20 protein-coding genes and 4 pseudogenes are annotated in these 22,074 nt (G+C 67.8%); 5 read left to right on the top strand and 19 right to left on the bottom strand.

Annotation, left to right across the window (positions count from 1 at the left end):
* The first annotated feature begins 449 nt into the window (after positions 1 to 449).
* Positions 450 to 1,001 (top strand): cob(I)yrinic acid a,c-diamide adenosyltransferase, encoded by a 552-nt coding sequence (locus E3O47_RS15615; protein ID WP_104099443.1) that lies wholly within the window; start codon positions 450 to 452, stop codon positions 999 to 1,001.
* 66 nt (positions 1,002 to 1,067) lie between these two features.
* Here the strand turns inward: E3O47_RS15615 and E3O47_RS16170 are convergent, their stop codons facing one another.
* Together E3O47_RS16170 and E3O47_RS16165 are read right to left on the bottom strand one after the other, a co-directional pair.
* Positions 1,068 to 1,229: a hypothetical protein gene (locus E3O47_RS16170; RefSeq protein ID WP_166805260.1), complete on the bottom strand. Its 162-nt coding sequence runs from the start codon at positions 1,227 to 1,229 to the stop codon at positions 1,068 to 1,070.
* Positions 1,226 to 1,417: a hypothetical protein gene (locus tag E3O47_RS16165; protein ID WP_134401846.1), complete on the bottom strand. Its 192-nt coding sequence runs from the start codon at positions 1,415 to 1,417 to the stop codon at positions 1,226 to 1,228. Before E3O47_RS16165 ends, E3O47_RS16170 begins: the two co-directional genes overlap by 4 nt.
* Positions 1,418 to 1,605: 188 nt before the next feature.
* Here E3O47_RS16165 and E3O47_RS15605 point away from each other — a divergent pair.
* Positions 1,606 to 2,160, top strand: a pseudogene (locus tag E3O47_RS15605) (wax ester/triacylglycerol synthase domain-containing protein); the annotation flags it as partial.
* 516 nt (positions 2,161 to 2,676) lie between these two features.
* Here E3O47_RS15605 and E3O47_RS15600 read toward each other — a convergent pair.
* The 5 genes and pseudogenes from E3O47_RS15600 to mgrA form a co-directional block, all read right to left on the bottom strand.
* The gene (locus tag E3O47_RS15600; protein WP_134341996.1) at positions 2,677 to 3,897 is read right to left on the bottom strand and encodes a type II toxin-antitoxin system HipA family toxin; all 1,221 of its coding nucleotides are present in this window, start codon (positions 3,895 to 3,897) and stop codon (positions 2,677 to 2,679) included.
* Complete coding sequence (locus tag E3O47_RS15595; RefSeq protein ID WP_104099439.1) at positions 3,890 to 4,222, bottom strand: helix-turn-helix transcriptional regulator; 333 nt, start codon at positions 4,220 to 4,222, stop codon at positions 3,890 to 3,892. Before E3O47_RS15595 ends, E3O47_RS15600 begins: the two co-directional genes overlap by 8 nt.
* Before the next feature lie 368 nt (positions 4,223 to 4,590).
* Positions 4,591 to 4,854 (bottom strand): annotated as a pseudogene (locus E3O47_RS15590) (IS1380 family transposase); the annotation flags it as partial.
* Between the two features lie 121 nt (positions 4,855 to 4,975).
* Positions 4,976 to 5,494 (bottom strand): hypothetical protein, encoded by a 519-nt coding sequence (locus E3O47_RS15585; RefSeq protein ID WP_233191140.1) that lies wholly within the window; start codon positions 5,492 to 5,494, stop codon positions 4,976 to 4,978.
* Positions 5,495 to 5,642: 148 nt separating this feature from the next.
* Positions 5,643 to 6,668, bottom strand: a complete 1,026-nt coding sequence (mgrA, locus tag E3O47_RS15580) for an L-glyceraldehyde 3-phosphate reductase (protein ID WP_134421229.1) — start codon at positions 6,666 to 6,668, stop codon at positions 5,643 to 5,645.
* A gap of 152 nt (positions 6,669 to 6,820) precedes the next feature.
* On the opposite strand from mgrA, the gene E3O47_RS15575 reads away from it, so the two are divergent.
* The 3 genes from E3O47_RS15575 to E3O47_RS15565 all read left to right on the top strand — a co-directional run bounded on the left by E3O47_RS15575 (position 6,821) and on the right by E3O47_RS15565 (position 10,847).
* Positions 6,821 to 7,282: a DUF3817 domain-containing protein gene (locus E3O47_RS15575; protein ID WP_134341998.1), complete on the top strand. Its 462-nt coding sequence runs from the start codon at positions 6,821 to 6,823 to the stop codon at positions 7,280 to 7,282.
* Positions 7,283 to 7,398: 116 nt separating this feature from the next.
* Complete coding sequence (gene purL, locus E3O47_RS15570; RefSeq protein WP_134421227.1) at positions 7,399 to 9,708, top strand: phosphoribosylformylglycinamidine synthase subunit PurL; 2,310 nt, start codon at positions 7,399 to 7,401, stop codon at positions 9,706 to 9,708.
* A gap of 185 nt (positions 9,709 to 9,893) precedes the next feature.
* Positions 9,894 to 10,847 (top strand): hypothetical protein, encoded by a 954-nt coding sequence (locus tag E3O47_RS15565; RefSeq protein WP_134421225.1) that lies wholly within the window; start codon positions 9,894 to 9,896, stop codon positions 10,845 to 10,847.
* A 114-nt stretch (positions 10,848 to 10,961) separates the two neighbouring features.
* On the opposite strand, the gene E3O47_RS15560 is transcribed toward E3O47_RS15565, so the two are convergent.
* The 12 genes and pseudogenes from E3O47_RS15560 to E3O47_RS16310 all read right to left on the bottom strand — a co-directional run.
* Entirely contained in the window at positions 10,962 to 11,915 is a 954-nt protein-coding gene (locus E3O47_RS15560) for an SDR family NAD(P)-dependent oxidoreductase (protein ID WP_104099433.1), read from the bottom strand.
* Positions 11,916 to 12,022: 107 nt separating this feature from the next.
* A pseudogene (locus E3O47_RS15555) lies at positions 12,023 to 12,343 on the bottom strand (chorismate mutase); the annotation flags it as partial.
* A gap of 211 nt (positions 12,344 to 12,554) precedes the next feature.
* On the bottom strand, positions 12,555 to 13,619 hold the full coding sequence (locus E3O47_RS15550; protein ID WP_347232591.1) for a DMT family transporter: 1,065 nt from the start codon (positions 13,617 to 13,619) through the stop codon (positions 12,555 to 12,557).
* A 165-nt stretch (positions 13,620 to 13,784) separates the two neighbouring features.
* Positions 13,785 to 14,444, bottom strand: coding sequence for a GNAT family protein (locus tag E3O47_RS15545; protein WP_233191139.1), 660 nt, complete (start codon positions 14,442 to 14,444; stop codon positions 13,785 to 13,787).
* A gap of 227 nt (positions 14,445 to 14,671) precedes the next feature.
* Positions 14,672 to 15,958: an adenylosuccinate synthase gene (locus E3O47_RS15540; RefSeq protein ID WP_104099431.1), complete on the bottom strand. Its 1,287-nt coding sequence runs from the start codon at positions 15,956 to 15,958 to the stop codon at positions 14,672 to 14,674.
* The gene (locus E3O47_RS15535; protein WP_233191138.1) at positions 15,959 to 16,453 is read right to left on the bottom strand and encodes a DUF3151 domain-containing protein; all 495 of its coding nucleotides are present in this window, start codon (positions 16,451 to 16,453) and stop codon (positions 15,959 to 15,961) included.
* Positions 16,454 to 16,461: 8 nt separating this feature from the next.
* Positions 16,462 to 17,055, bottom strand: coding sequence for a TetR/AcrR family transcriptional regulator (locus E3O47_RS15530; protein WP_104099429.1), 594 nt, complete (start codon positions 17,053 to 17,055; stop codon positions 16,462 to 16,464).
* Positions 17,056 to 17,131: 76 nt separating this feature from the next.
* On the bottom strand, positions 17,132 to 19,222 hold the full coding sequence (locus E3O47_RS15525; RefSeq protein ID WP_134421224.1) for a YhgE/Pip domain-containing protein: 2,091 nt from the start codon (positions 19,220 to 19,222) through the stop codon (positions 17,132 to 17,134).
* Positions 19,223 to 19,933 (bottom strand): ATP-binding cassette domain-containing protein, encoded by a 711-nt coding sequence (locus tag E3O47_RS15520; protein WP_134416535.1) that lies wholly within the window; start codon positions 19,931 to 19,933, stop codon positions 19,223 to 19,225.
* Between the two features lie 142 nt (positions 19,934 to 20,075).
* Positions 20,076 to 21,311, bottom strand: coding sequence for a hypothetical protein (locus tag E3O47_RS15515; protein ID WP_104099426.1), 1,236 nt, complete (start codon positions 21,309 to 21,311; stop codon positions 20,076 to 20,078).
* Between the two features lie 111 nt (positions 21,312 to 21,422).
* The gene (locus E3O47_RS15510) at positions 21,423 to 21,791 is read right to left on the bottom strand and encodes a DUF4440 domain-containing protein (RefSeq protein WP_104099425.1); all 369 of its coding nucleotides are present in this window, start codon (positions 21,789 to 21,791) and stop codon (positions 21,423 to 21,425) included.
* 84 nt (positions 21,792 to 21,875) lie between these two features.
* Positions 21,876 to 22,074 (bottom strand): annotated as a pseudogene (locus E3O47_RS16310) (hypothetical protein); the annotation flags it as partial.

Raw genomic sequence — 22,074 nt, 5'->3', positions numbered from 1 at the left:
CCCACTCACGACACCCGAATGCCGAATTACTACCAGTGGGTGTCGACTCCTCAGTGAACCACTACATGTAGTGATTGTGTTTTTCTGCTTCGGCTCGGGCGTGTCCTCGACGGGCAGTGCTGCAGAAAAAAGCCCGCCTGGCGGTGCGGAGCAGGGCTGCACGCACAGGCCGGCCGATCAGTGCCGCGCCGTCGGCCAGGACGACGGCCCGCATCAGATCCCCACCAAAAAACGTTGCGCTGCTGAAGGGGAAAATCTGAGCCCCGCGGCGCAACCACGTCGATAGAGGGGTGGTGTTCCGTGCGGTGTGCAGCATCCCGACGGTGGCCGGGCACCCGCGCACCGACGGCAGACAGCCGCACCGGCACGCGAATGCATGAAACGATGGATTTGTCCGGTACCGGCCCAGCTTCGTCAACCTAGTCCGGCGATCAACGGGAGGCCACGAAATGGCAAGAATCTACACCAGAACCGGCGACGCCGGCAGCACCGGGATGCTTCATGGCGGCAGGGTCTCCAAGGGTGATGAACTCATGGACGCGGTCGGCGACATCGACGAAGCGGTGTCTGCCCTCGGTCTGGCGCGAGCGGGATGCGCCGAGCCCGAGCATGCCGCGATCCTGTTCCGCGTGCAGCGCGATTTGTTCGTCGTCGCAGCTGATCTGGTCGTGAACCCAGCTCACCGCGACCGCCTCGTCCCGCGCATATCGCTGGTCGTTCCGGACATGGTCACGGAGCTGGAGGGAATCATCGACGGGCTGGTGACCGCCCGGCCGCTGCGGCCGGTTTTCCTCATCCCCGGGTCGACGCCCACCGAGGCCGCCATCGATCTGGCCAGAACGGTGGTGCGGCGGGCCGAGCGGCACACGGTGCGGGCCGGTGTGGTCGGGCATCCGGTCAGCGACGACGCGCGGCACTACCTCAACCGGCTCTCCGACCTGCTCTACGTGCTTGCCCGGCACTCGGCGGGCCCCGAAACAGAGCCTGCCAGCCACGACTGAGGACGACTCAAAATTGAATTCTCTCCCTCGCCGGTTCCTCCTCCGTTTAGCCTCAATACCGTTCAGTTAAGCGTTTGAGTGGTGATTTTGGCTCGTGGAGGGGTAGTACACGGTCGCGAGTTCTATCGCGGAGGCCTCGGCCGGATCAAGGATCGTGGTCAGCAGCCGGTCGGCGTCAGGGTTGTCGCGTCCGTCGTCGATCGTGTAGTCCACGACCCGCACGGTCAATGGTGGTGTCGATTGCCGCCCCGGCCCGAGGTCGGGATGATCGTCGCCAGCCAGGACCCGTCAGCGAGGGTCTCCTGATGCCGAGGGCGGAGGTTCGTCTTGACCCACCAGAGCAGGTCAGCGCCCGTCGCTGCCGCTTGAGCCCACAACCGGAAGCCGGAGAAGCCGCGGTCGGCGAGGACCAACATGCCCGGTTCGAAGCGCCCTGCGAGCTCTCGGGAGAGTTCAATTTCCAACGTCGCGCACGGGCCAATCACCGCGTCCAGAATGGCATGCGTTCCGCACTCAGCCAGGGCCACCAGGCGTGCCTGCGGGAAAGCAGATTGTTCGCCCCGGCTGCCCGGCCCCCGGGGGCTAGCAGGCGGTACTCGATCTAGCCGCAGTGCTGCTCGTCGCTCCGCTGCCGCGCACCCGTGCGCTCTGGGCAGCCACACTTGTCACCGGAGTAGCGCGGCACCAAGCCGCGTTGATCGTCGTCTTTCACCACGTGCTCGCCGACGGAGTGGCCGGCCTGGTCGTGCTGGGCGGGCTCGTAGACCAGTCGGACGCTACCGGGACGCCCAGGGCCGTGGGCCCGAAGACGCATGAATCCGATTTCCCGCGGCCGCAAGCATCCATTCGCCAGCTCGCCATCGACGCCTGGACCCGCCGGCTAGGTTCACTGCGAGCTCTCCCCGCTCTGCTGCGCCGCCTCCAGGACGCGGCCCGGGAATTGCGGTCGGTGCGGTGGACGCGCCTGAGGCCAACGTCGCTTAACCGGCCGACCGGCCCGCGACGAAGCCTCGCTACGGTCACGGTGGCGCTGGACGGGATCCGCAACGCCGGTCACGCCCAGAAAGCCACGGTCAACGACGTCGTGCTCACCGCGATCGGTGGCGCACTGCCGAACTCTCCTGCCACTGGCCAAGGCCCTGCACGAAGGTTCTACTGAGGCAATTTGGGAAAGTCGCGTCGGGGCCGCTGCCGGGTAACGTTCCGACGAGACCGCCCAGGATGCGCCGGTCGATCGCGACGAGTCGCCCGAGTCCCCGCAATAAATTCCTTGGCCGACATTCAGCCCTAGAAGTCGGGCACGTCGGGCAGAAACTACTGCGGGCGCGGGCTGTGCCATCCACCAATAGCGTTGTTCCCGACGATCTGCACGACGCCAATGGTCGGCCGGGCGAGTCCGGTCAGTATCTACTGGAATTCAATCCTCGCAGAACCCTCAGCGGATATGGAGCGAGGGAGAGCTCCATCGACCGAGTCTCTGTTGCGCGCGGTTAGCCTCCGCGCAACAATGCCCCTCGAACGGCTTATCCGATTACTCCTACGCCTGGTCTCGGAAATCGCGGATACCGTGCTCGCTCCGGCTCTTCAGCGCCAGCGTGAGCAGATGAATCAGATCGCGAAACCCCCGCTACCGGCGTCGAGTACTTGAACACTCGGTCCGTCCAGCCTTCTGGGCTCATCCGGCAACGAACGCGCCAGCCATCAGGTCAATTTCGCTTTCCGGGATATTGAGTCGGCGGGCTTCCACGACCCACCCGGAAACAGCGGCCTTGACTTCTAATAGCAGTGCGACGGCGTCTTTCACACGGAAGTACCGAGCCACGTCTAGGAGGGCGGCGGTGTCCGCGAAAAAGGTGTCGTAGTCGATGGACGTGGACAACTCTTTGGGTCCCGCTGCCGGGTTGGGGTTGAGGTCGAACGCGGGAGACAAGTCCCAGCTGCGTGTGGTGTCCGACCGGAGGAACCCGTGGTTTCTGAGATGGTCGTCGGTGTTAGAGATCAGGATTGAGAACGCGATCCGGCGCCACAGCTCGCGAAGGTCACGCGTCGCAGATGAGGATGACTGCTCAATGACCTCGGCGATTTCCAAGTAGCTGCGGTGCTCGCCGTCAACTGCTTCGAGCATCGTCATAGCGCTCACATATCCGATGCGACTATCCCCAACTCTGTCGAACCTGTTGAGCAGCAGCACGTTCCGGCCTGCGACACTCATCAATTCAGTGCGCGGCGTTCGAATGCCTGCCCGGCTGGCCAGCGTCAGAGCAAGCTGCTCCCACGCCATGACGTCCCATTCGTCGGAGGCAACACGGGGGAACTTCGCAATGAGCAATGCACCCCGGCCGTTGACAACGGAAGCTTTGGGCCGGGCACCACCGATAGAGCTTCCCGCACGCAGGAGTAGCCGCAACGATTCGTCATCGGGATGGTCGCTCTCAACAGATTCAACAGCGTGGAGAAGTCTCGGCAGGCCGACCAGGTGCGGCACGCTTGCAGCCGCCGGCCCCAGCCAATCAGTGGTCCCCGGACGACGGAACCGGAAGGCGCCCTGACGAAGGTCGTCGCGAACACCGAGCGTGTAATCAAGTTCGCCGAAACTGCGTGCAGCTCCACCGCCTTGTGCGGCACGGTGGTGTTCGGATCTTTCGATGAGTTTGCGTCCCCAGCGGTCGGGAGCGCAGTCCGTGAACGCCCCGAAAAGGCGACGCCCGTCCGCAGTGTTGAAAGACCCGGATGAGAGGGGTAGTCCCGGATCGAGCGAGTACGCGTCTGGTCTGGCCAGATAATCGATGTCGTAGGTGAAAGTGGCGCTCTCGGAGTTGCGTCGACGATGCGCGTAGACCGTGCCCGCGCGGACGTCGACACCGTCTATTTGCACCCAGACTTCCGCGTCAGACATCGGCCTGTTTCTTCGGCCGGCTCTGACGCACACGCTGCGGGAGAACTTCCTCGGAGCGAAGCCGGCCGATGTCGCTGCGATAAGGGTCGGCGCTCTCAACGACCGTGTCCATGATTCCAAGTGCCCGGAAGACACGCAGCGCGGTCTCGAGGCTGACGCCTCCCTGCCCTGATTCCAGCTTGTGGAGGGTTGCCCGGCTCATGCCCGCGCGGTCCGCGACCTGCGCAGCAGTCAACCCGAGAAGTTTCCGCCACGTCTGAATGTCTGTGCCAAGTTCACGGAGAGCACGCCGGACGGGGATGGGGGTTAATCGCTTCTCAACCATTGACTCTCCTCCCTAACGTCTATTATTTTATACACTAACGTTTATAAAGCATTTGATACTTCGCCTTAAATTGGTTTCCCGTCTGCGGCGGATCGCAGCGCACCGGACGAGTGTGCCGCGTGTCGGGCGTGTGGCGGGCAGACTCCGGTGCCTTTACGGGCGGAGAGGTTCACGCGTGCCCACATTTGGCAGGAATGTCGGGTGCGGCCCAAGCTCACACGACTCACAAATCGCACCAGACTCACAAGACTCACGAGGGACTGCCTCGAGTTCAGTTGACTCCAGGGGTGAGTGGTTTCAGGCGGCCGCGCGAGCCGGGCGAATGGCCCCTTCGATCTCCGCGCAGGCGCCTGATGTCTGGCATCGGCGAAGAGTTTCTTCATCCCGCCGTGGCGGAGCAGAGCCATGTCATCGATCGAGTCCGCGCCGGCGAGCATCCCCGCGACCAACGCGGTGACTTTCAACCCTGCGTTCGCCCCGAGGTACCCCGGCAACGTCAATCACCGGCTGGCAAGCTCGCCCAGGCCCGTGGAGGCGGCCAACATCATCGCAGGGACGAGTCCGGCGGCCGACACGAGATTGGTGTCATCGAGGGACGCTGACAAGGCCGTGGGCCTATGGAAAAATTGCATCTACGAGATGCCTTTCGTGTCAGTCGAAATGAACCCTGAGTGAGTTCTATTTTTCCTGATCTGGAAGGCATTCTCTGTTTAACGCGCCGTCAACTCCCCAGCCTCACCGGTGGATTGAGGCTTAGGACACCGTGACCAACACCGGGGGGACCGGCAGGCGAGGTGACGGCGTGCGTCGAGCACCCCAGGTTCGCCGCCATCCGGCACGGTCGGGACCGGATGCCGCCGACAGGCCCCCCGGTGGAACAGTGCGTGCTCGGGTGGTCGGCCGTGCACTGACGTCGGTGAACTCCGGGACCGCAATTTCGTGGTCGATGACCGCACCGTCGGCGATGAAAGCCCCACGGCCGATGTCCGTGTTGCTGGCCAGGCGCGCCTCGTTTCCGACAATCGCATCGGCCCCGACATGCACGTTCGCGCCGACGAAGACCCGCGCGCCGATGATCGCCCCGTGGTCGATCCAGCTCCCCTGCCCGATCCACGATTCAGGCCCGACCTGGGCGTCACTTTCCACATACGTTGCGCTCGACACGTAGGCGCTCGGGTTCACCTGGGCACCGGGCGACACCAGTCCACGCCCGTTCTCGTGACGCCGGTACTTCGTCACCTGGCCCTTCTCGAGTTCCACTTCCACACTCATTCTTGCCACTAGCAGTCTCCTCGATCTCATCGTGTGATTTATTAAAAGGATAACTCTGCTTTTAATAACCTGTCCAGGAAAGTTGCCCGGCGATCACGGCGCGGGCGCCGCAGCGGCCCGCCCGAATCATCCGTCGATGTCGCCCGGGCTAGACGGCGCTGGACGGCTCCCACAGGTTGATGCCCATGTCGACGGCGTGCTCGTCGATCGCCGTGATCTCGGCGTCGGTGAACGCGAGGTTGTCGATCGCGGCGATGTTCGTCTCCAACTGCTTCACCGAGGAGGCGCCGACGAGCGCCGTGGTGACGGTTTCGCGTCGCAGCACCCACGACAGGGCGAGCTGGGCGAGCGACTGACCGCGGGCATCCGCGATCTCGGTCAGGGCACGGATGCGCCCCACCGTCTGGTCGTTCACCATGTCGCGGCTCATCGAGCCGGCCTGCGAGGCTCGGGACCCCTCGGGCACCCCGTTCAGGTAGCGGTCGGTGAGCAGCCCCTGCGCCAGCGGGGAGAAGGCGATGCAGCCGACGCCGAGGTCGTCCAGGGTGTCGAGCAGTCCGTCTTCGACCCAGCGGTTGAACATCGAGTACGAGGGCTGGTGGATCAGCAGCGGCGTGCCCATCTCGGCCAGGATCGCGGCGGCCTGCCGGGTGCGCTCGGGCGAGTACGAGGAGATGCCGGGGTACAGCGCCCGACCGCTCGTGACGGCCGTGTGCAGCGCACCCATCGTCTCCTCGAGCGGGGTGTCCGGGTCGGCCCGATGGGAGTAGAAGATGTCGACGTAGTCCAGGCCCATGCGGCCGAGGGACTGGTCGAGGCTCGAGAGCAGATACTTGCGGGAACCCCACGAGCCGTACGGGCCCGACCACATGCCGTAGCCGGCCTTGGTCGAGATGACCAGCTCGTCGCGGTGCGGGGCGAAATCCTGCGCGAGGTGCACGCCGAAGTTGCTCTCGGAGCTGCCCTTGGGCGGACCGTAGTTGTTGGCCAGGTCGAAGTGGGTGACGCCTAGGTCGAAGGCGCGGCGCAGGATGGCGCGCTGCGTCTCCATCGGTGCGGTGCCGCCGAAATTCTGCCAGAGGCCCAGCGAGATCGCGGGTAGTTTGAGGCCGCTGCGCCCGGTGCGGCGGTAGGGCATGGAGTCGTAGCGGGTGTCCGCGGGAAGGTACGTCATCCCTTCAGACTCGCACAGTCGGCTGGGTAGCCCTCTGCCCCACTGATCCGCCGTGTCATCCGTTCGGCCGATGCGCGGCTCCCCCGCAACCCTGCGAAGATCGAAGCTCCCCCTTCTTTCGTCCCGTTCCCCACCCCCTGGAGTGTTCCCCCGTGTCTCCCCGCCTCTTCTACCGCACCATCGCCATCGCTGAGGCGGTGACCTGGACCCTCCTGATCGGCGGCATGCTGCTGAAATACGTGGCGGATGCCGGCGGCACCCCGGTGCGGATCGCCGGCTCCCTGCACGGGTTCGTCTTCATCAGTTACGCCCTGACCGCCGTGCTGGTGGGCCTGAACCAGCGCTGGCCGGTCCGGCTGATGGTGCTCGCCGTCGCCACGGCGATCGTGCCCTACGCAACGGTGCCGTTCGACATCCGTCTCGACCGCAGCGGCCGGCTCGACGGCGACTGGCGCCGCGTCGCCACCGACGACCCGCGCGACCACACCTGGGTGGGCACGCTGCTGCGCTGGATGCTGAACCGTCCGGTGATCCTGATCAGCAGTTTCGCCGTGGCCGCGGTGGCGATCATGACGGTGATGCTGTCGCTGGGTCCCCCCGGCGGGCGCAGCTAGCGGGCGGCCAGGCCGCTGCCAGGCTATAGCCGGGCGGCCTCGGAACCGGCGCTGGAGCGGCGCGGCGGGTAGACTCGCCAGGTCAAGCATCCGTTATCTCTGGGAGAACGCCACTCGTGACCGCTGTTACCACCACACCCTCCCGCGGCATTGCCGACACCGTTGCAAACGCGATTGCGACGCCCGAGAAAGAGCAGCCGTTCGACGCGCTGGGGCTGACCCCGGGCGAGTACGCCGAGATCCGACAGATCCTCGGCCGCCGCCCCACGAGCGGCGAGCTCGCGATGTACTCGGTGATGTGGAGCGAGCACTGCTCCTACAAGAGTTCGAAGAAATACCTGCGCTCGTTCGGCGAGAAGGTCTCCCCCGCCATGAAGAAGAACCTCATGGTCGGCATGGGCGAGAATGCCGGTGTGCTGGATGTCGGCGAGGGCTGGGCGGTCACGTTCAAGATCGAGTCGCACAACCACCCCTCCTACATCGAGCCGTTCCAGGGTGCCGCGACCGGCGTCGGCGGCATCGTGCGCGACATCATCTCGATGGGCGCCCGCCCCGTCGCCGTGATGGACGCCCTCCGTTTCGGACGTCTCGACGACCCCGACACCGCCCGCGTCGTGCACGGCGTCGTGTCCGGCATCTCCTTCTACGGCAACTGCCTCGGCCTGCCCAACCTCGGCGGCGAGACCTGGTTCGACAAGGTCTACCAGGGCAACCCGCTCGTCAACGCACTCTCCGTGGGAGTGTTGCGCCACGAGGACCTGCACCTCGCCAACGCCACCGGCACCGGCAACCAGGTGGTGCTCTTCGGAGCCCGCACCGGCGGCGACGGCATCGGCGGGGCATCCATTCTCGCCTCGGACACCTTCTCCGAAGGCGGCCCCACCAAACGCCCCGCCGTGCAGGTCGGCGACCCGTTCGCCGAGAAGGTGCTGATCGAGTGCTGCCTCGAGCTCTACCGCGAGAAGCTCGTCGAGGGCATCCAGGACCTGGGCGCCGCAGGCATCTCCTGCGCCACCAGCGAGCTCGCCTCCAACGGCGACGGCGGCATGTTCATCGAGCTCGACAAGGTGCTGCTGCGCGACCCCACCCTGACGGCCGAAGAGATCCTGATGAGCGAGAGCCAGGAACGCATGATGGCCGTCGTCACCCCGGAGAAGCTCGCCGGTTTCCTCGCCATCACCGCCAAATGGGATGTCGAGACCAGCGTGCTCGGCGAGGTCACCGACTCCGGCCGGCTCATCATCGACTGGCACGGCGAGGAGATCGTCAACGTGGACCCGCGCACCGTCGCGGTCGACGGGCCGGTCTACGACCGCCCGGTCGCCTACCCCACCTGGCTCGACGCGCTGCAGGCCGACAGCGCCTCCGCGCTGCCCCGCCCGACCTCACCCGAGGTGCTGCGCGAGCAGTTCCTGGCCTTGCTCGGCTCGCCGAACCTGGCCGACCCGAGCTGGATCACCGACCAGTACGACCGCTACGTGATGGGCAACACGGCCCTCTCGTTCCCCGACGACGCGGGCATGATCCGGATCGACGAGGAGTCGGGCCTCGGCTTCGTCATCGCCACCGATGCGAACGGCCGTTATTGCCAGCTTGACCCGTACCGCGGCGCGCAGCTCGCTCTGGCCGAGGCCTACCGCAACGTGGCCGTGACCGGCGCGGTGCCGGTCGGCATCAGCGACTGCCTCAACTTCGGTTCGCCGGAGAACCCCGAGGTGATGTGGCAGTTCGCCCAGACCGTCGACGGTCTAGCCGACGGATGCCTGGCGCTCGAGATCCCGGTCACCGGTGGCAACGTGTCGTTCTACAACCAGACCGGCGACCAGCCGATCCACCCGACCCCTGTGGTCGCCGTGCTCGGCGTGATCGACGACGTCGCCCGCCGCGTGCCCAGCGGCTGGCAGGACGACGGCCACAACATCTACCTGCTCGGCGTGACCCGCGAGGAACTGGACGGCTCGGCCTGGGCCGAAGTCATCCACGACCACCTGGGCGGGCTGCCGCCCGTCGTCGACCTGGCCGGCGAAGCCGCCCTGGCGGGGCTGCTGCACGCGGCGTCGATCGAGGCGCTCATCGACAGCGCTCACGATCTCAGCTCGGGCGGGCTGGCGCAGACGCTGGCCGAAGCGGTGCTTCGGTTCGGGGTCGGAGCCCGCGTGTGGCTCGGCGACATCTGCGAGCGCGACGGGATCGACGCATCCGTCGCCCTGTTCTCGGAGTCGGCCGGGCGCGTGATCGTATCGGTTCCTCGGGAAGACGACGTGAAGTTCCTCGGCCTCTGCGAGGGGCGAGGCTACCCGGTGCTGCGCATCGGCGTGACGGACTCGACCTCGGCGAGCCTGGAGATCCAGGACCACTTCACGGTGTCGCTCGCCGACTTGCAGACGCGTCACCGCAGCACCCTCCCCTCCCGTTTCGCGCAGTAGGGGTTCCTCCTCCGCCCGTTCTCCCGCTCCCCTCCGACCGACCGACCCCGTTTCGCCCCTGCGTGCGACCAATCGGCCGCCATCGCCGGGATCAAAGTGGCACTTTCCGCGCACGCGCGAGCGCCTGCGGTCGGCGCCTGTGGATAGAGCACCGTGCGAATCGCAGTGGGTGGCATCATCGTGCGATGAGACCGCCTTCTGAGCTGCCGGCCGAGCTCGGTGATGGGCCGTTTTCCGTCGCCGACGCTCGACAGCGGGGAGTCAATTCCGGGCGACTGCGGCGCAGCGACCTCGCGCGGCCCTTCCACGGCGTGCGGGCGCCTGTGGGGCGCGGCCCGTCACCGGCCCCCATCAGCGACGCGGACAGGTGGGCACGGATCCGTGCAGCAGCGCGCACCCGGGCCTATGACTACGCGGTGCGGATGCCGTCAGATCAGTTCTTCAGCCACGCGACGGCCGCGCTTCTCCACGGGCTGCCTCTCCCCGCGCGACTCCTCGAGCGGTCAATCGTGGATGTAGGCACAGGCATTCGGACCCGGCGCCGCCGGGGCACGGGCGTGCGCGGACATCTGATTCCGCTGGACCGGGTGCGCGTCGTTTCGGTGGGACACCTCGCCGTCGCTTCAGCGGTCGACGCGTGGGTCCAGCTGTCGACGGTCCTCACCCTCGATGAGTTGATCATCATTGGCGACTCCCTCGTGCGCCGCCAGCGGCCTACGGCCACGATGGCGGAACTTCACCTGGCCGTTGCGCGGCACGCGGGCTTGCCCGGTGCCTGTCGTCTCCGCGAGGCCCTCGCCCTGGTCCGTCCGCGCACCGATTCTGCAAAGGAAACAGTGCTGCGACTTCTCATCGTGCGGGCAGGCCTGCCGGAGCCGGAAGTGAACCTGACCCTCGTCAATCGATACGGCGCCTTCATGGCCTTGGGTGATCTCGCCTACCTGCGCTACAAGGTCCTGATCGAGTATGACGGCGGCCAGCACCGCGAAGACGAACGACAGTTTCACCGCGACATCGACCGGCTGGACGAGCCCATGGAAGAAGGGTGGCGGGTCATCCGTGTCAACAAATCCCACTCTCCCCATGCGGTCATCGCCCGAATTCGCACCGCCCTTCTCGATCGCGGTTGGATCCCCTAAATCCCACCTCCAGCCCCACACCCTCTCCAGGGGTCGCGTGCGCTAGAAACGCCGCCATTCCCCGTCGTATGGCGGCATTTTGAGCGCACGCGGGGCCGTGCAGCGGGGCGCCCGCTAGATCGAGAAGGGGGCGCCGAGGTGGAGCTCCGAGCGTGACCAGAGCGACTCTGCGACCGCGGGGTCGAGCGAGGTGCGCGTGGGCTCCTGCAGCGTCGGCAGGCCGCGCGTGAGATAGCGAGGGCCGTAGTAGTCGCCGCCACGGGCGTCCGGGTCGACGGCCGCACTCACCGTGGGCCAGGCCCCGGCGTCCTTACCCTGAGCACCGAAGGACTGCAGGGTGTCGGCGAATCGGCTCGCACGCGACGGCTGATTGACCCCGCGGATGCCCGGCGTCAGACCCGAAATCGAGTAACCGGGGTGTGCGACGAGGCTTTGCACCCCGTCAGTGCCGCCGGCTCCGGCCGCCCGCAGCCGTCGATCGAGCTCGAAGCCGAACACCTGCATGGCGATCTTCGACTGCGCGTAGGCCTTCCACCGGTTGTAGCCGGACTCCAACTGCAGGTCGAGCAGCGGCGAGTCCAGCAGCCGCGAAATCATCGACCCGAGCGCGACGACCCGGCTGCCGGGCGTGCGCCGCAGAGCCGGCAGCACCCGCGCGGTGAGCGCGAAATGGCCGAGGTAGTTGGTCGCGAAGACCAGTTCGTGCCCGTCGGGGCTCAGCTCGCGCGTGCGCGGCGGGTGCACGATGCCCGCGTTCAGGATCAGCCCATCGATCCGCGGCAGCTCCAGCAGCGCGTCCGCGGCACGGTGTACCTGGGTGAGGTCGCTCAGGTCCAGCGGTATCGCCGACACGGATGCCCCGGGCACCCGGGCGTGGATGGCCGCGACCGCGGCTTCCGTCTTCGCGAGATTGCGGCAGGCCAGCACGACGTGGGCGCCCGCGGCGGCGAGTTGCTCGGTGGTGAAGTAGCCGAGGCCGGCGTTGGCGCCGGTGACGACGAAGGTCTTCCCGAACTGGGCCGGAAGGGCGCGCGACGCCCCGGGGAGCGCGGAGGTCTGAGAAGTCATGAGGTGGCCGGCGACGTGGTGGCGGAAGAATCGGGGCTGGTGCCCACGACCGGCCGTGCGACATCCGTTCGTGCCCCCGCAGCTCGCGGCGCGGACCCGTTCGCCGACTCGGTGCCGGCGATCTTCTCGTGGTGGTGGATGACCTCGGCGATGATGAAGTTCAGGAACTTCTCGGCGAAGGCCGGGTCGAGCCGAGCCTCCTCGGCCAGTCCGCGCAGTCGCTGGATCTGCAGCAGCTCCCGCTCGGGGTCGGCGGGGGGCAGGCCGTGCGCGGCCTTGAGCCGTCCGACCTGCTGGGTGAACTTGAACCTTTCCGCCAGCAAGTGGATCAGCGCGGCGTCGATGTTGTCGATACTCTGACGGATGCTGCCCAGTTCGTCGATCGCTTCCTGCCCCGCGCCGGCGGGCAATTCCTCGTGTGCAGCCATGGTTCGACGATACCGTTTCGCGCGCGGTGACCGCACGACCGGCACTGCCCGCCGTCTTCGATGGAGGCCGCGGGCTACCACCCGGAAGCGGTCACCCGCTCCAACGCATTCCACGCCCGCTCCGCCGAGGTCGACAGTTCCGGTCGACTTCGCCCGGCGCGCGAGTCGATCTCGACCGGAAGTGTCGATTCCGGCGCCATACCGGTCGCCATTAACTCCGTGACCACTGCAGCGGCGCGGGCGACTCCGCCGACCCGGACGACCCGGACGACCCAGACGACTCGGACGACCCAGACGACTCCGCCGACCGGGCCGCCCTCACCGGCCGCGCCGACCGCCGCGCCGACCCCGCCCGCCCAGGCAAGCGCAGCCGCCGCTGGGTCAGCAGGATGCCGAGCAGCACCAGCGCCGCCCCGGCCGGCTCGTGCCACGAGAAGGTCTCCGAGAGCACGAGCACCCCCAGCAGCACCCCGACGACGGGTGTGACATACGTCACCGTCGACGCGTTCGTCGGTCCCCAGGCGCGCAGCACGTTGATGTGCCAGATGTAGGCCACGCCAGTGCCGAGCGCGCCGAGAGTGAGCAGTCCGGCCACGATCGGCACGGTCAGTGCCACCGGATGCGCCGCCACCACCGGGGTGGCCACAAGCATGATCGCCCCGGCGATGCCGATGTTCAAGAACGCGAAAGTCGCGGGGGCGATCGGCCGGCCGCTCAGGAACCGGCGGGTGTAGCCGAACGTGAAGCCGTAGCAGACCGCCGCGCCCAGGCAGGCCAGCTGGCCCCAGAGGTCGCCGGTCAGGGCCGCGTAGCGCCACGGCGCGATGATCACGACCACGCCGGCGATGCCCACAAGGATGCCTGCCACCTGCCCGCGCGCGAGCCGCTCCACCCGGAACGCGAGCGTCGCCATCACCGCGGTCATGATCGGCGTCACGGCGTTGTAGATGCTGGCCAGACTCGACGACACGTACTGCTCCGCCCACGCGAACAGAAGGTGCGGCACGACGCATCCGGTGATCGCGATCACCAGGAAATGCAGCCAGACCATCTTCTCGCGCGGCAGCACCGGCCCATTGGCCACACGCGGACGGCTGGTCAGCACGATCAGGCCGAGCGTGAAACCGCCGAGCACCAGCCGCGACCACGCCACTTGGCCGAACGTGACCCCCTCGAGGGCCACTTTCATGAACAGGAAACTGGATCCCCAGACCACACCCATGCCCAGGAACTGCAGGGTGACCCGGGTTCGTCCGGCGGCGGGAACGTCTCTCACCTGCCGACTGTACCGCGCCCCGCCGACACTCCGCACGGACGCGCTCGACCGCGGCCCGCTGCACACGCCGGAGCACGCCGGAACGCGCCGGAACGCGCCGGAACGCGCCGGAAGACGCGCCGAAGCGCGCCGGAGCACGCAAACGGGCATCCGGCGGTGCCGCCGTCAGGCCACTTCTCTCGTCTCGAGCGGCCGCACCCGGTACTGAACCGAAGGCGCGCCGTACCCGTCGAGCCGCGCCCGCAGCCCGGCCCGCACCCGAGGCCACTCGCTGTCGAGGATCGAGTAGATCACGGTGTCCCGCCAGCTGCCGTCGGCCCGCCGCCGCTCCCGGCGGATAATCCCCTCATACGTGGCCCCGATGCCCGCGATAGCCGCGCAGGACCGCACGTTCATCACATCCGCCTGGATCTTCACCCGCCCGAACCCATGGTCGAAGGCCAGCCCGAGCAGTAGTAGCTTCGTCTCCGCGTTGACGGCGGTGCCCCAGACCCGCGGATCGTAAGCGGTCCAGCCCACGTGGGCCGACTCGTGTTGCAGGTGCAGGTCGCCCAGCGTGGACATGCCCACGAGGTCACCGGCGTGCGGGCCGCCGGCCAAGCGCACCGCATAGGGCAGTCCCGCCCAGTGAACGTAGGCATCCGCCCAGTCGGTGAACTCGGCCGGGTCCGTGCGGAGCCCGCCCGGGCCACCGCCAAAACCGCCGTCGAAAACCATTGGATGCGCGATCGCGCCGTGCAGCTCGGACAGCAGCGCACGGGTGAGAGGTTCGAGCCGCACATAGTGGCCCACGATGGCGATGCTCTGAGGTCGTTCGGCAGTCATGCCGACACTGTGGCAGCGCCAGGTTGCCACCGAATGAACGGCAGCGGTCAGGTCGGCGCGAACGAATTCGACGGAGATTTTGGCGAAACCGGATGCCGCGGGCCGGTTTTCGCCCTCCAGCAGCAAAATCTCCGTCGAATTCGTCAGGGCACCGAGCGGAGGCCTTCAGCACCGCCCGCAGCCCGCCGTTGACAGCCCGTGGCCCGCGGCCCACAGCCGCGCTTGCCTCAGTCGACGAGATCGTGGCGCGAGATGATCTCCTCGCGGCCAGGACCGACGCCGATCGCCGAGATGCGGGCGCCGCTCATCTTCTCGATCGCGAGCACGTAGGCCTGCGCGTTCCGCGGCAAGTCCTCGAAGGTGCGGGCGCCGGTGATGTCATCGGTCCAGCCGGGGAAGTCCTCGAAGATGGGCTTTGCGTGATGGAAGTCGGACTGCGACACGGGCACCTCGTCGAAGCGCACGCCGTCGACGCTGTACGCGACGCAGACGGGAATCGTGTCCAGGCCGGTCAGCACGTCGAGCTTGGTCAGCACGAAGTCGGTCACCCCGTTGATGCGGGCCGTATAGCGGGCGACGGGCGCGTCGTACCAGCCGCAGCGGCGCGGGCGCCCCGTGGTGGTGCCGAACTCGAAACCGTTGGCGCGCAGGAACTCGCCCGACTCGTCGAACAGTTCGGTCGGGAACGGGCCGGCGCCGACGCGGGTCGTGTACGCCTTGACGACGGCGATGATCCGGTCGATCCGGTTCGGGCCGATGCCCGAGCCGGTCACGGCGCCGCCGGAGGTCGCGTTCGAGGAGGTGACAAACGGGTAGGTGCCGTGGTCGACATCCAGCATCGTGGCCTGGCCGCCCTCGAAGAGCACGGTCTTTCCGGCGGTGAGGGCCTCGTGCAGCAGCAGGGCGGTGTCGGCGACCATCGGGCGCAGACGCTCGGCGTAGCTGAGCAGGTCCTGGACAATTTCGTCGACCGTGATCGCGCGACGGTTGTAGACCTTGACCAGCAGGTGGTTCTTCTGGGCCAGGGCACCCTCGACCTTCTGGCGCAGGATGTTCTCGTCGAACAGGTCCTGCACGCGGATGCCGACGCGGTTGATCTTGTCGGCGTAGGTCGGGCCGATGCCACGGCCGGTGGTACCGATCTGGCGCTTGCCGAGGAAACGCTCGGTGACCTTGTCGACCGTGCGGTGGTACTGGGTGATGATGTGAGCGTTGGCGCTCACCTTGAGTCCGGACACGTCCACGCCGCGGGAGATCAGCGCGTCAAGTTCTTCGAAGAGCACCTCAATGTCGACGACCACGCCGTTGGCGATGATCGGCGTGACACCGGCGGTGAGGATGCCTGACGGCAGCAGGTGCAGCGCGTACTTCTCGGTGCCGATGACCACGGTGTGGCCGGCGTTGTTTCCCCCGTTGAATTTGACCACGTAGTCAACCCGGCTGCCGAGGAGGTCGGTGGCCTTGCCCTTGCCCTCGTCGCCCCACTGGGCTCCGATCAGAACGATCGCTGGCATTTAGTTTTCTCCTCGGATAAAGAACGCCTCGGTGGGCGGGGCCGGGTCGGTGGCCCGGTAGCCGTCCGGTGTGCTGGTCTCCTGATCAAGGCGGCTGATCACCGTGGGATCGGCGCCATTCAGGAAGGTGGTGAGACGGTCGAACTCGTTCTGTTCATTGATCTCGCCCGCGGCCCGGCGCAGCGCATAGAGCGCCCGCAGGAATCCGCGATTGGGTTCGTGGGTCCAGCGCACCGGGCCCTGGCCGTGCCAGCCTGCCTTGCGGAGCGCGTCGAGGCCGCGGTGGTAGCCCACGCGCGCATAGGCATAGGACTCCAGGGTTCGACCCTCGAGGTACGTGGCGTCGGCCAGCACGGCCCACGCCAGGGAGGACGTCGGATGGGCCTCCACCACGCCGGAAATACTGCCGCTATCGGCTCGGCGGAGCGCCTCGATCACCTCCGGTTCCGCGGGAAGAAGGGTCTCGGGCTGCTCAATCAAATTGTCGCCGGTCACACTCGATCCTAACAAGGCCCGGACCGCTCCTCGCCGAACAGGCCACCGGAGAGGGAACCGAGGATGGCCGCGGCGACCTCGTCCCGCGGCCGGTCCGGTTCGAAAACGAGCCATTCCAGGCCCGCCATCAGCACGGCACCGAACACGCTCGACGCCATCAGACCGCAGGTCGCGTCGGCACGGCTGCCCGGCTTCGCCTCCGCGATCGCGTCGGCGAACACGGCGAGGGCCTCGTGCCGTAGCGCAAAGAGCGTCTTTTGCCAGGTGCGGTCGGTGCGGAAGATCTCCGCCGCCATCAGCTTGGACAGTGCTGTGTTCGCCGCGATCCGGTCGAGCAGCGCGCGCACCAGCGCCTCGAGGGCCGCGCTGCCGTGCAGGCCGGCCGACGCGGCGCGGAGGGTTTCGGCGAGCGCGCCGACCCCCTCCTGCAGCAGTTTCTCAAACAGTTTGTCTTTGGAGCTGAAGTTGTAATACAGGCTGCCCTTGGCCACCCCGGCCCGCTCGGCGACCTCATCCATCGTGGTGCCGCTGATGCCCCTGGTCGCGGCCAGCTCCAGCGTGGCGTCGAGGATGGCGCGTTTCGTTCCGGTGGCGCGTGCCATTGGAGTTCCTTTCCACGGGCAGGTTCGGTGCCGGCAGGTTCGGTGCCGGCAGGTTCGGTTCGGTGCCGGGGCCGCGCTAGATGGTCAGTTCGGGGTGCAGCCGGCCCACGGTCCAGATCCTCTGGCGGCCGGCGCTCCAGGCGCTGATCGCGATCGAGCCGACCAGCATCACGGCGAGGACGGCAACCGAAACCCACAGTCTAGAGTCGATGCCTCCGGTGATCAGTTCGCGCAGCCCGGTCACGACGTACGACGCCGGCATGAACGGATGCAGCACCTGGAAGAACACGGGCGTGGTCTCCACCGGATAGGTGCCGCCCGACGAACTCAGCTGCAGCATGAGCAGCACGAGGCTGACCACACGGCCGGCCGCGGCGCCGAGCAGGATGATGAACATCTGCTGCAGAGCCAGGAAGGCGAGCGTCGTCAGGTAGAGGAACGCGCTCATCCCGAACCAGTGTTCGGGCTGCAGGCCGATGCCGTAGACCAGCACGAGCACCATGATCACGACCTGGGCGAGCCCGATGGCCATCGCCGGCAGGAAGCCGGTCATGGTCGAGCGCAGCCCGGAGGCGGCGCTGGCGAGGGCCCGGGTTGGCAGAGCCCGCAGGATCAGCCAGGTGATCAGCCCGCCGACGAAGGTGGCCAGGGCCAGGAAGAAGGGTGCGAACCCCTCGCCGAAACTGTCGGAGGCGTTCTCCCACTTCTGCACGAGCGTGACCGGGCTGGCGATTACGGCCGTCTTCTTTGCAATCTGGTCCGCGGTGAGGTCGGGCGCACTTTGCCCGCCCGTGGTGAGGGAGTCGGCGAGGGTGCCGCTGCCGGCGGCGAGTTCGGCGGCGCCGGTGTTCAGGCTCACGCCGCCGTCGACGAGCTGCCGGGTGCCGTCGGACAGTGACCCCGTGCCCTCGCCCAGCAGCTCGCTGCCGGCGAGTACGGAGTCCGCCCCGGAGGCCGCGGTGGCGGCCCCCTCGGCCAGGGAGGCCGCGCCGGCCGAGAGTTGCCCGGCACCGGTGGCCACCTGGGCGGCGCCGGAAGCCCCGGCGATCAGCTTGCCGGAGAGTTCCCCGGCTCCGGTGGAGAACTGGTCGCTGAGCCCGGCATAGGTCTGGGTCTGGGTGAGCGCGCCTTGGGCACCCGCGTTCACGGCGCCGGCGCCGGCGTCGAGGTGCTCCACGGCCGGCAGGAACGCCGACGCGGGGGTGCCTTCCGGTGCCGCCTGTATCTGCAGGAGCAGGTCGTGCAGTCCGGTCGACACCGAGGCGGTGCCGCCGGCCAGCGTGCCGGTTCCCGCGGCGATCTGGTCGGCGCCGTCGGCGAGCTGCACCGATTTCTCGGAGAGGGTCGCGGCACCCGTGGCGGCGGCCTGCATCCCCTCGGACACCTGCACGGTGCCGTCGGAGAGGGTCACCGAGGAGCCGGCGAGCGCCCGGGCGCCGTCGGACAGCGTGTCCAGTCCGGTCGCCAGGGTGCCGGCGCCGTCGGTGAGGCGCGCAACGCCGTCGTCGAGGGTGAGCGCTCCCTCGGCAAGGGCATCGAGGCCGACCAGGAGGGAGCCGGTCCCGGCCGACGCTGTGGTGAGCCCGTCGAACAGCCGGCCGGCGCCACCCGCTGCCGAACGGATGCCGTCACCGGCCTCGTTCACCCCCACCAGGAGCGCATTGACGGTCTGGTCGCCGATCTCGGTGGCGACCGCGTCCCGCAGTTGAACCATGGCCTGCTTGCCCATGGTCGTGGCGAGAAAACTGTTGCTGTCGTTGTAGTCGACCTGCACGGTGGCCGAAAGCGGGGTGTCGGTGCCGGCGGAGACGGCGCTGGCCGAGAAGTCGCTCGGGATGGTGACCGAGAAGTAGTAGTCGCCGTCCCTGACGCCCGCGGCGGCATCCGCCCCGTTCGTCACGGTCCAGCCGAGCTCGTGGCCGTCGACCAGCTCGTCAACCAGGTCCTGGCCGGCGGTGACCGGTTCGCCGTCCCGGCTGGCGCCGGCGTCTCCGTTGACGAGCGCCACGGGGAGGTGGTCGAGTTCGTGGTCGGGCGCCCAGAAGGCCCAGAGGTAGAGCGCCCCGTAAATGAGCGGGATGAACATAAGCACGACGAGGGCGATCTTGGGCATCTTGCCCTTGCCGAAGCGGTGCAGTTCGGTGCCGGAGGAGAGGAAGGCGAACATTCAGCGGGTCTCCTGATTCAATGGGAGGGCCGAGGTCATCCCGGCCTTGGTCATCACGACAACGGCCGGGTCGATGCCGAGCTCGGCCCACATCTCGGTTTCGGGCGCGGTCGCGGACGCGATCACGCTGGTTCCGGCGGCGGCGACACAGGCGAGGCGCTGCCAGAGGATGCGCCGGGACTCCGGTGCGTGCACCTGCTCGACCTGGTCGAAGAAGAGGATGCTCGGCTCGTTCATGACCGCGAGCGCGGCCCTCAGCAGCACGGTCTGCACCTCATTGAGGTCCCAGATCACGGTGTCGGCAGCCGGAATCGGCACGCCGCCGAACACGGGGGCGCAGACGCGGCGCACCTCGGTGTCGTCGACCGAGCGGATGAACGCCCACCAGGGGGAGATCCAGGCCGTGCGCTCACGGATTGCGGCGCCGACGGTGACCGATTCCTCGAGGGTGTCGATGTCGTGGAAGCCGGAGATGCCGGTGCGCTTCTGCACCCGGCGGGCCCGGCGGGGCAGCTCGTGGCCAAGCACCTCGAGGGTTCCCTCGCTCGGCTTCATGCGACCGGCCAGGGTCAGCATCAGGCTGGTGCGGCCGCTGCCGGTGGGGCCGCAGAGCACGGTGAGGCCGGTACCGGCCTCAAAGCTCAGGGGCCCGTAAACCGAGCCCCGCTTGAATCGCAGGGCCAGGTCGTGCGCCCTCACTGTCGACTGCACGTCGATCCTCTCGTTTGTACTGACTAGTCAGTATAGAACAAGGGATCGACGTGCCGCGTGCCACGGCTCAGGCCGGCGCGCCCCGGGTGCCGCCCGGACGGTGACGTGGCCTTCGCCACGTTGAACGCCGTTCTGGCCGCGGCTAAGACTCCGGAGTACCGGATGCTGCGCGACGACGCGGGAATGTCACCGCGTCGCCGCGGCTGGGAAGCTTCGCGAGCTCGGCCTCCGCGGGGGTGGGAGCTTCGGCCGGGGCCGGGAGGGTCGACCAGCGCAGCAGAGCGGCGGCGCTCGTCTCCGCCGGAAGCTCCCCGGGAGACACCACCATCACCCGCGCATCCGTCAGCATCGCCGCCCGGATCAGCGCGTCGGCGGCCGGCACCGAGCCGAGCTCACTTGCGCCGAGGGCATCGGCCGAGGTGGCTGCCAGCCACGGCTCGCGGTCGAGGGCGATCAGAGTCGTCCCCGCCATCCGGTCCGGGGCCAGCATCAGCACATCGACCTGGCCCTGCTGCAGGGCCCGCACCACGGCCGCGAAGTCGAGCTCGGAGAGGCCGCTGCCCTGTCCCGTCCCCAGCCGCTCGAGGGCGTCGTGCTCCTCCTGCGCGAGAATCGCCGCGAGGTGGCGATTGAGGTCACCTTCGAGTTCCTCCTGCGTGGCACCATCCGGGCGGGTGTTCGTGGCAACGACGTGCAGCACCTCGCGGCTGGCGGGAGAGAGCTGGTCGACGAGCAACTGGCGGGCACGCACGTCGCCGGTGAGCACGAGCAGCTCGGCCTTACTGTCCCGCACGACCTCGTCGATCGCGGCAGCGATCTGGCCCTCGTTGCGCTTCCACACCTCCTCGGTGCGGTGCTGATAGCGCCCGTTCGCAAGGAAGTCGTCTTCGGAACCCACCTTCGTGAGAAACTCCGTGTCGCCCTCCACCTTCACCTTGGAAACCGGGTGCGAGCGGCTGAGCCGGTAGAGGGTGACCTCGCCGCCGTCGCGCCCGGCCTCGGCCACCACGTACCTGAGGTCCCGTGGGCGGTGGATCAGCAGGGGGATCAGAGCGGGCACCGGCCCGTAGGAGACCAGCAACTCGCCGAGCGGCTCCCCCGAGAGCACCTCGTTGAATTCGACCACGCCCTGCCGCACGAACATCAGCCTGCCTATCGAACCGCCCACGCCCGGCGGCTCCTCAATCAGCTCGATGATGGTGCTGATGTCGATCTCCGGGGCACCGGCATCGGTCAGCGCTTCCCGCAGGGTGCGCTGGCGCAGGGAAGAGGTTCGCCGGGGGTTCTGCGCATCCTGGGTCACGTCAACGTAGGCACTCGACACCGAACCGGATCGACGGTATAAGTCCGCGAGCCCCTCATTACCGAAATCAGCCATTGCGGAGTCCTTTCTGTGGCAGTTTATTAACCACGGTATCCCCGGGTTCCGGCGTTCACAACCCTGCCGGACGGTCCGCAGCGGAGCGGAAAAGCGGCCCCTCTCCGGTCGTTACAGGGCGGTCTGCTGGTGCGTCGCGACGCACCAGCCGCCGTCGGCGAATACGTAGGTCGTGGCCGCGTTCGCCTCGATCACCTCGTCGCCGCGGTGGGCCAGGAGCCGGTAGACGAGCACCCCGGCGTGTTCGTTCTGGCGCACCACGGCCGGCTCGCGGAGCTGGTAGCTCGTGATGGCGGGCATCTCCTTGAAGAAGGCGATCGCTTCGTTGCGGGTGACGATCCTGCCCGGCAGGATCAGCAGTCCGTCCGCGGTCATCGTTCGCCGGTAATAGTCTCCGCCGCGGCCGGCGAGAATCGCCTGCCACCCTTCGTGCTCTTCGTGAAGGAGGCGGGCGGGCAGATCGTCAGTGATCGCAGTCATGACCCAACGCTAGCCCCTCAAAGCACCGACTGAGCCTCTGGGAGCGGGACTGAGTTCTGGATCTGCGGCCGGGCGAGCCGCCCGTCAGTACCGCGCCGGGTCGAGCTCGGGATCGGGCTCGGGCTCGGACTCAGCCGCAGGCGTGCGCGGTTCCGGTGCGGGTCTCGGCACAGGCGACGCCGAGCGGATGACCGTGGCCGGCTCACTCACGAACGTGCGCCCGGTCGGCGACGTCCACTCAAGCGTGCCGTCACCGAGGTGCAACACCCGCCACCCGGTCTCG

The organism is Cryobacterium sp. TMT2-17-1, assembly GCF_004402765.1.
Taxonomy (GTDB): Bacteria; Actinomycetota; Actinomycetes; order Actinomycetales; family Microbacteriaceae; genus Cryobacterium; species Cryobacterium sandaracinum.
Note: the sequence above shows the minus strand (reverse complement) of the source record. Positions and strands in the feature narration are given on the sequence as shown.

Excerpts from the sequence above, each read along its gene's own strand:
- E3O47_RS15615 (WP_104099443.1), top strand. The coding sequence starts at position 450 with ATGGCAAGAATCTACACCAGAACCGGCGACGCCGGCAGCACCGGGATG.
- E3O47_RS16165 (WP_134401846.1), bottom strand. The coding sequence starts at position 1,417 with ATGTTGGTCCTCGCCGACCGCGGCTTCTCCGGCTTCCGGTTGTGGGCT.
- E3O47_RS15600 (WP_134341996.1), bottom strand. The coding sequence starts at position 3,897 with ATGTCTGACGCGGAAGTCTGGGTGCAAATAGACGGTGTCGACGTCCGC.
- E3O47_RS15595 (WP_104099439.1), bottom strand. The coding sequence starts at position 4,222 with ATGGTTGAGAAGCGATTAACCCCCATCCCCGTCCGGCGTGCTCTCCGT.
- E3O47_RS15585 (WP_233191140.1), bottom strand. The coding sequence starts at position 5,494 with ATGAGTGTGGAAGTGGAACTCGAGAAGGGCCAGGTGACGAAGTACCGG.
- mgrA (WP_134421229.1), bottom strand. The coding sequence starts at position 6,668 with ATGACGTACCTTCCCGCGGACACCCGCTACGACTCCATGCCCTACCGC.
- E3O47_RS15565 (WP_134421225.1), top strand. The coding sequence starts at position 9,894 with ATGAGACCGCCTTCTGAGCTGCCGGCCGAGCTCGGTGATGGGCCGTTT.
- E3O47_RS15560 (WP_104099433.1), bottom strand. The coding sequence starts at position 11,915 with ATGACTTCTCAGACCTCCGCGCTCCCCGGGGCGTCGCGCGCCCTTCCG.
- E3O47_RS15545 (WP_233191139.1), bottom strand. The coding sequence starts at position 14,444 with ATGACTGCCGAACGACCTCAGAGCATCGCCATCGTGGGCCACTATGTG.
- E3O47_RS15540 (WP_104099431.1), bottom strand. The coding sequence starts at position 15,958 with ATGCCAGCGATCGTTCTGATCGGAGCCCAGTGGGGCGACGAGGGCAAG.
- E3O47_RS15530 (WP_104099429.1), bottom strand. The coding sequence starts at position 17,055 with ATGGCACGCGCCACCGGAACGAAACGCGCCATCCTCGACGCCACGCTG.
- E3O47_RS15525 (WP_134421224.1), bottom strand. The coding sequence starts at position 19,222 with ATGTTCGCCTTCCTCTCCTCCGGCACCGAACTGCACCGCTTCGGCAAG.
- E3O47_RS15515 (WP_104099426.1), bottom strand. The coding sequence starts at position 21,311 with ATGGCTGATTTCGGTAATGAGGGGCTCGCGGACTTATACCGTCGATCC.
- E3O47_RS15510 (WP_104099425.1), bottom strand. The coding sequence starts at position 21,791 with ATGACTGCGATCACTGACGATCTGCCCGCCCGCCTCCTTCACGAAGAG.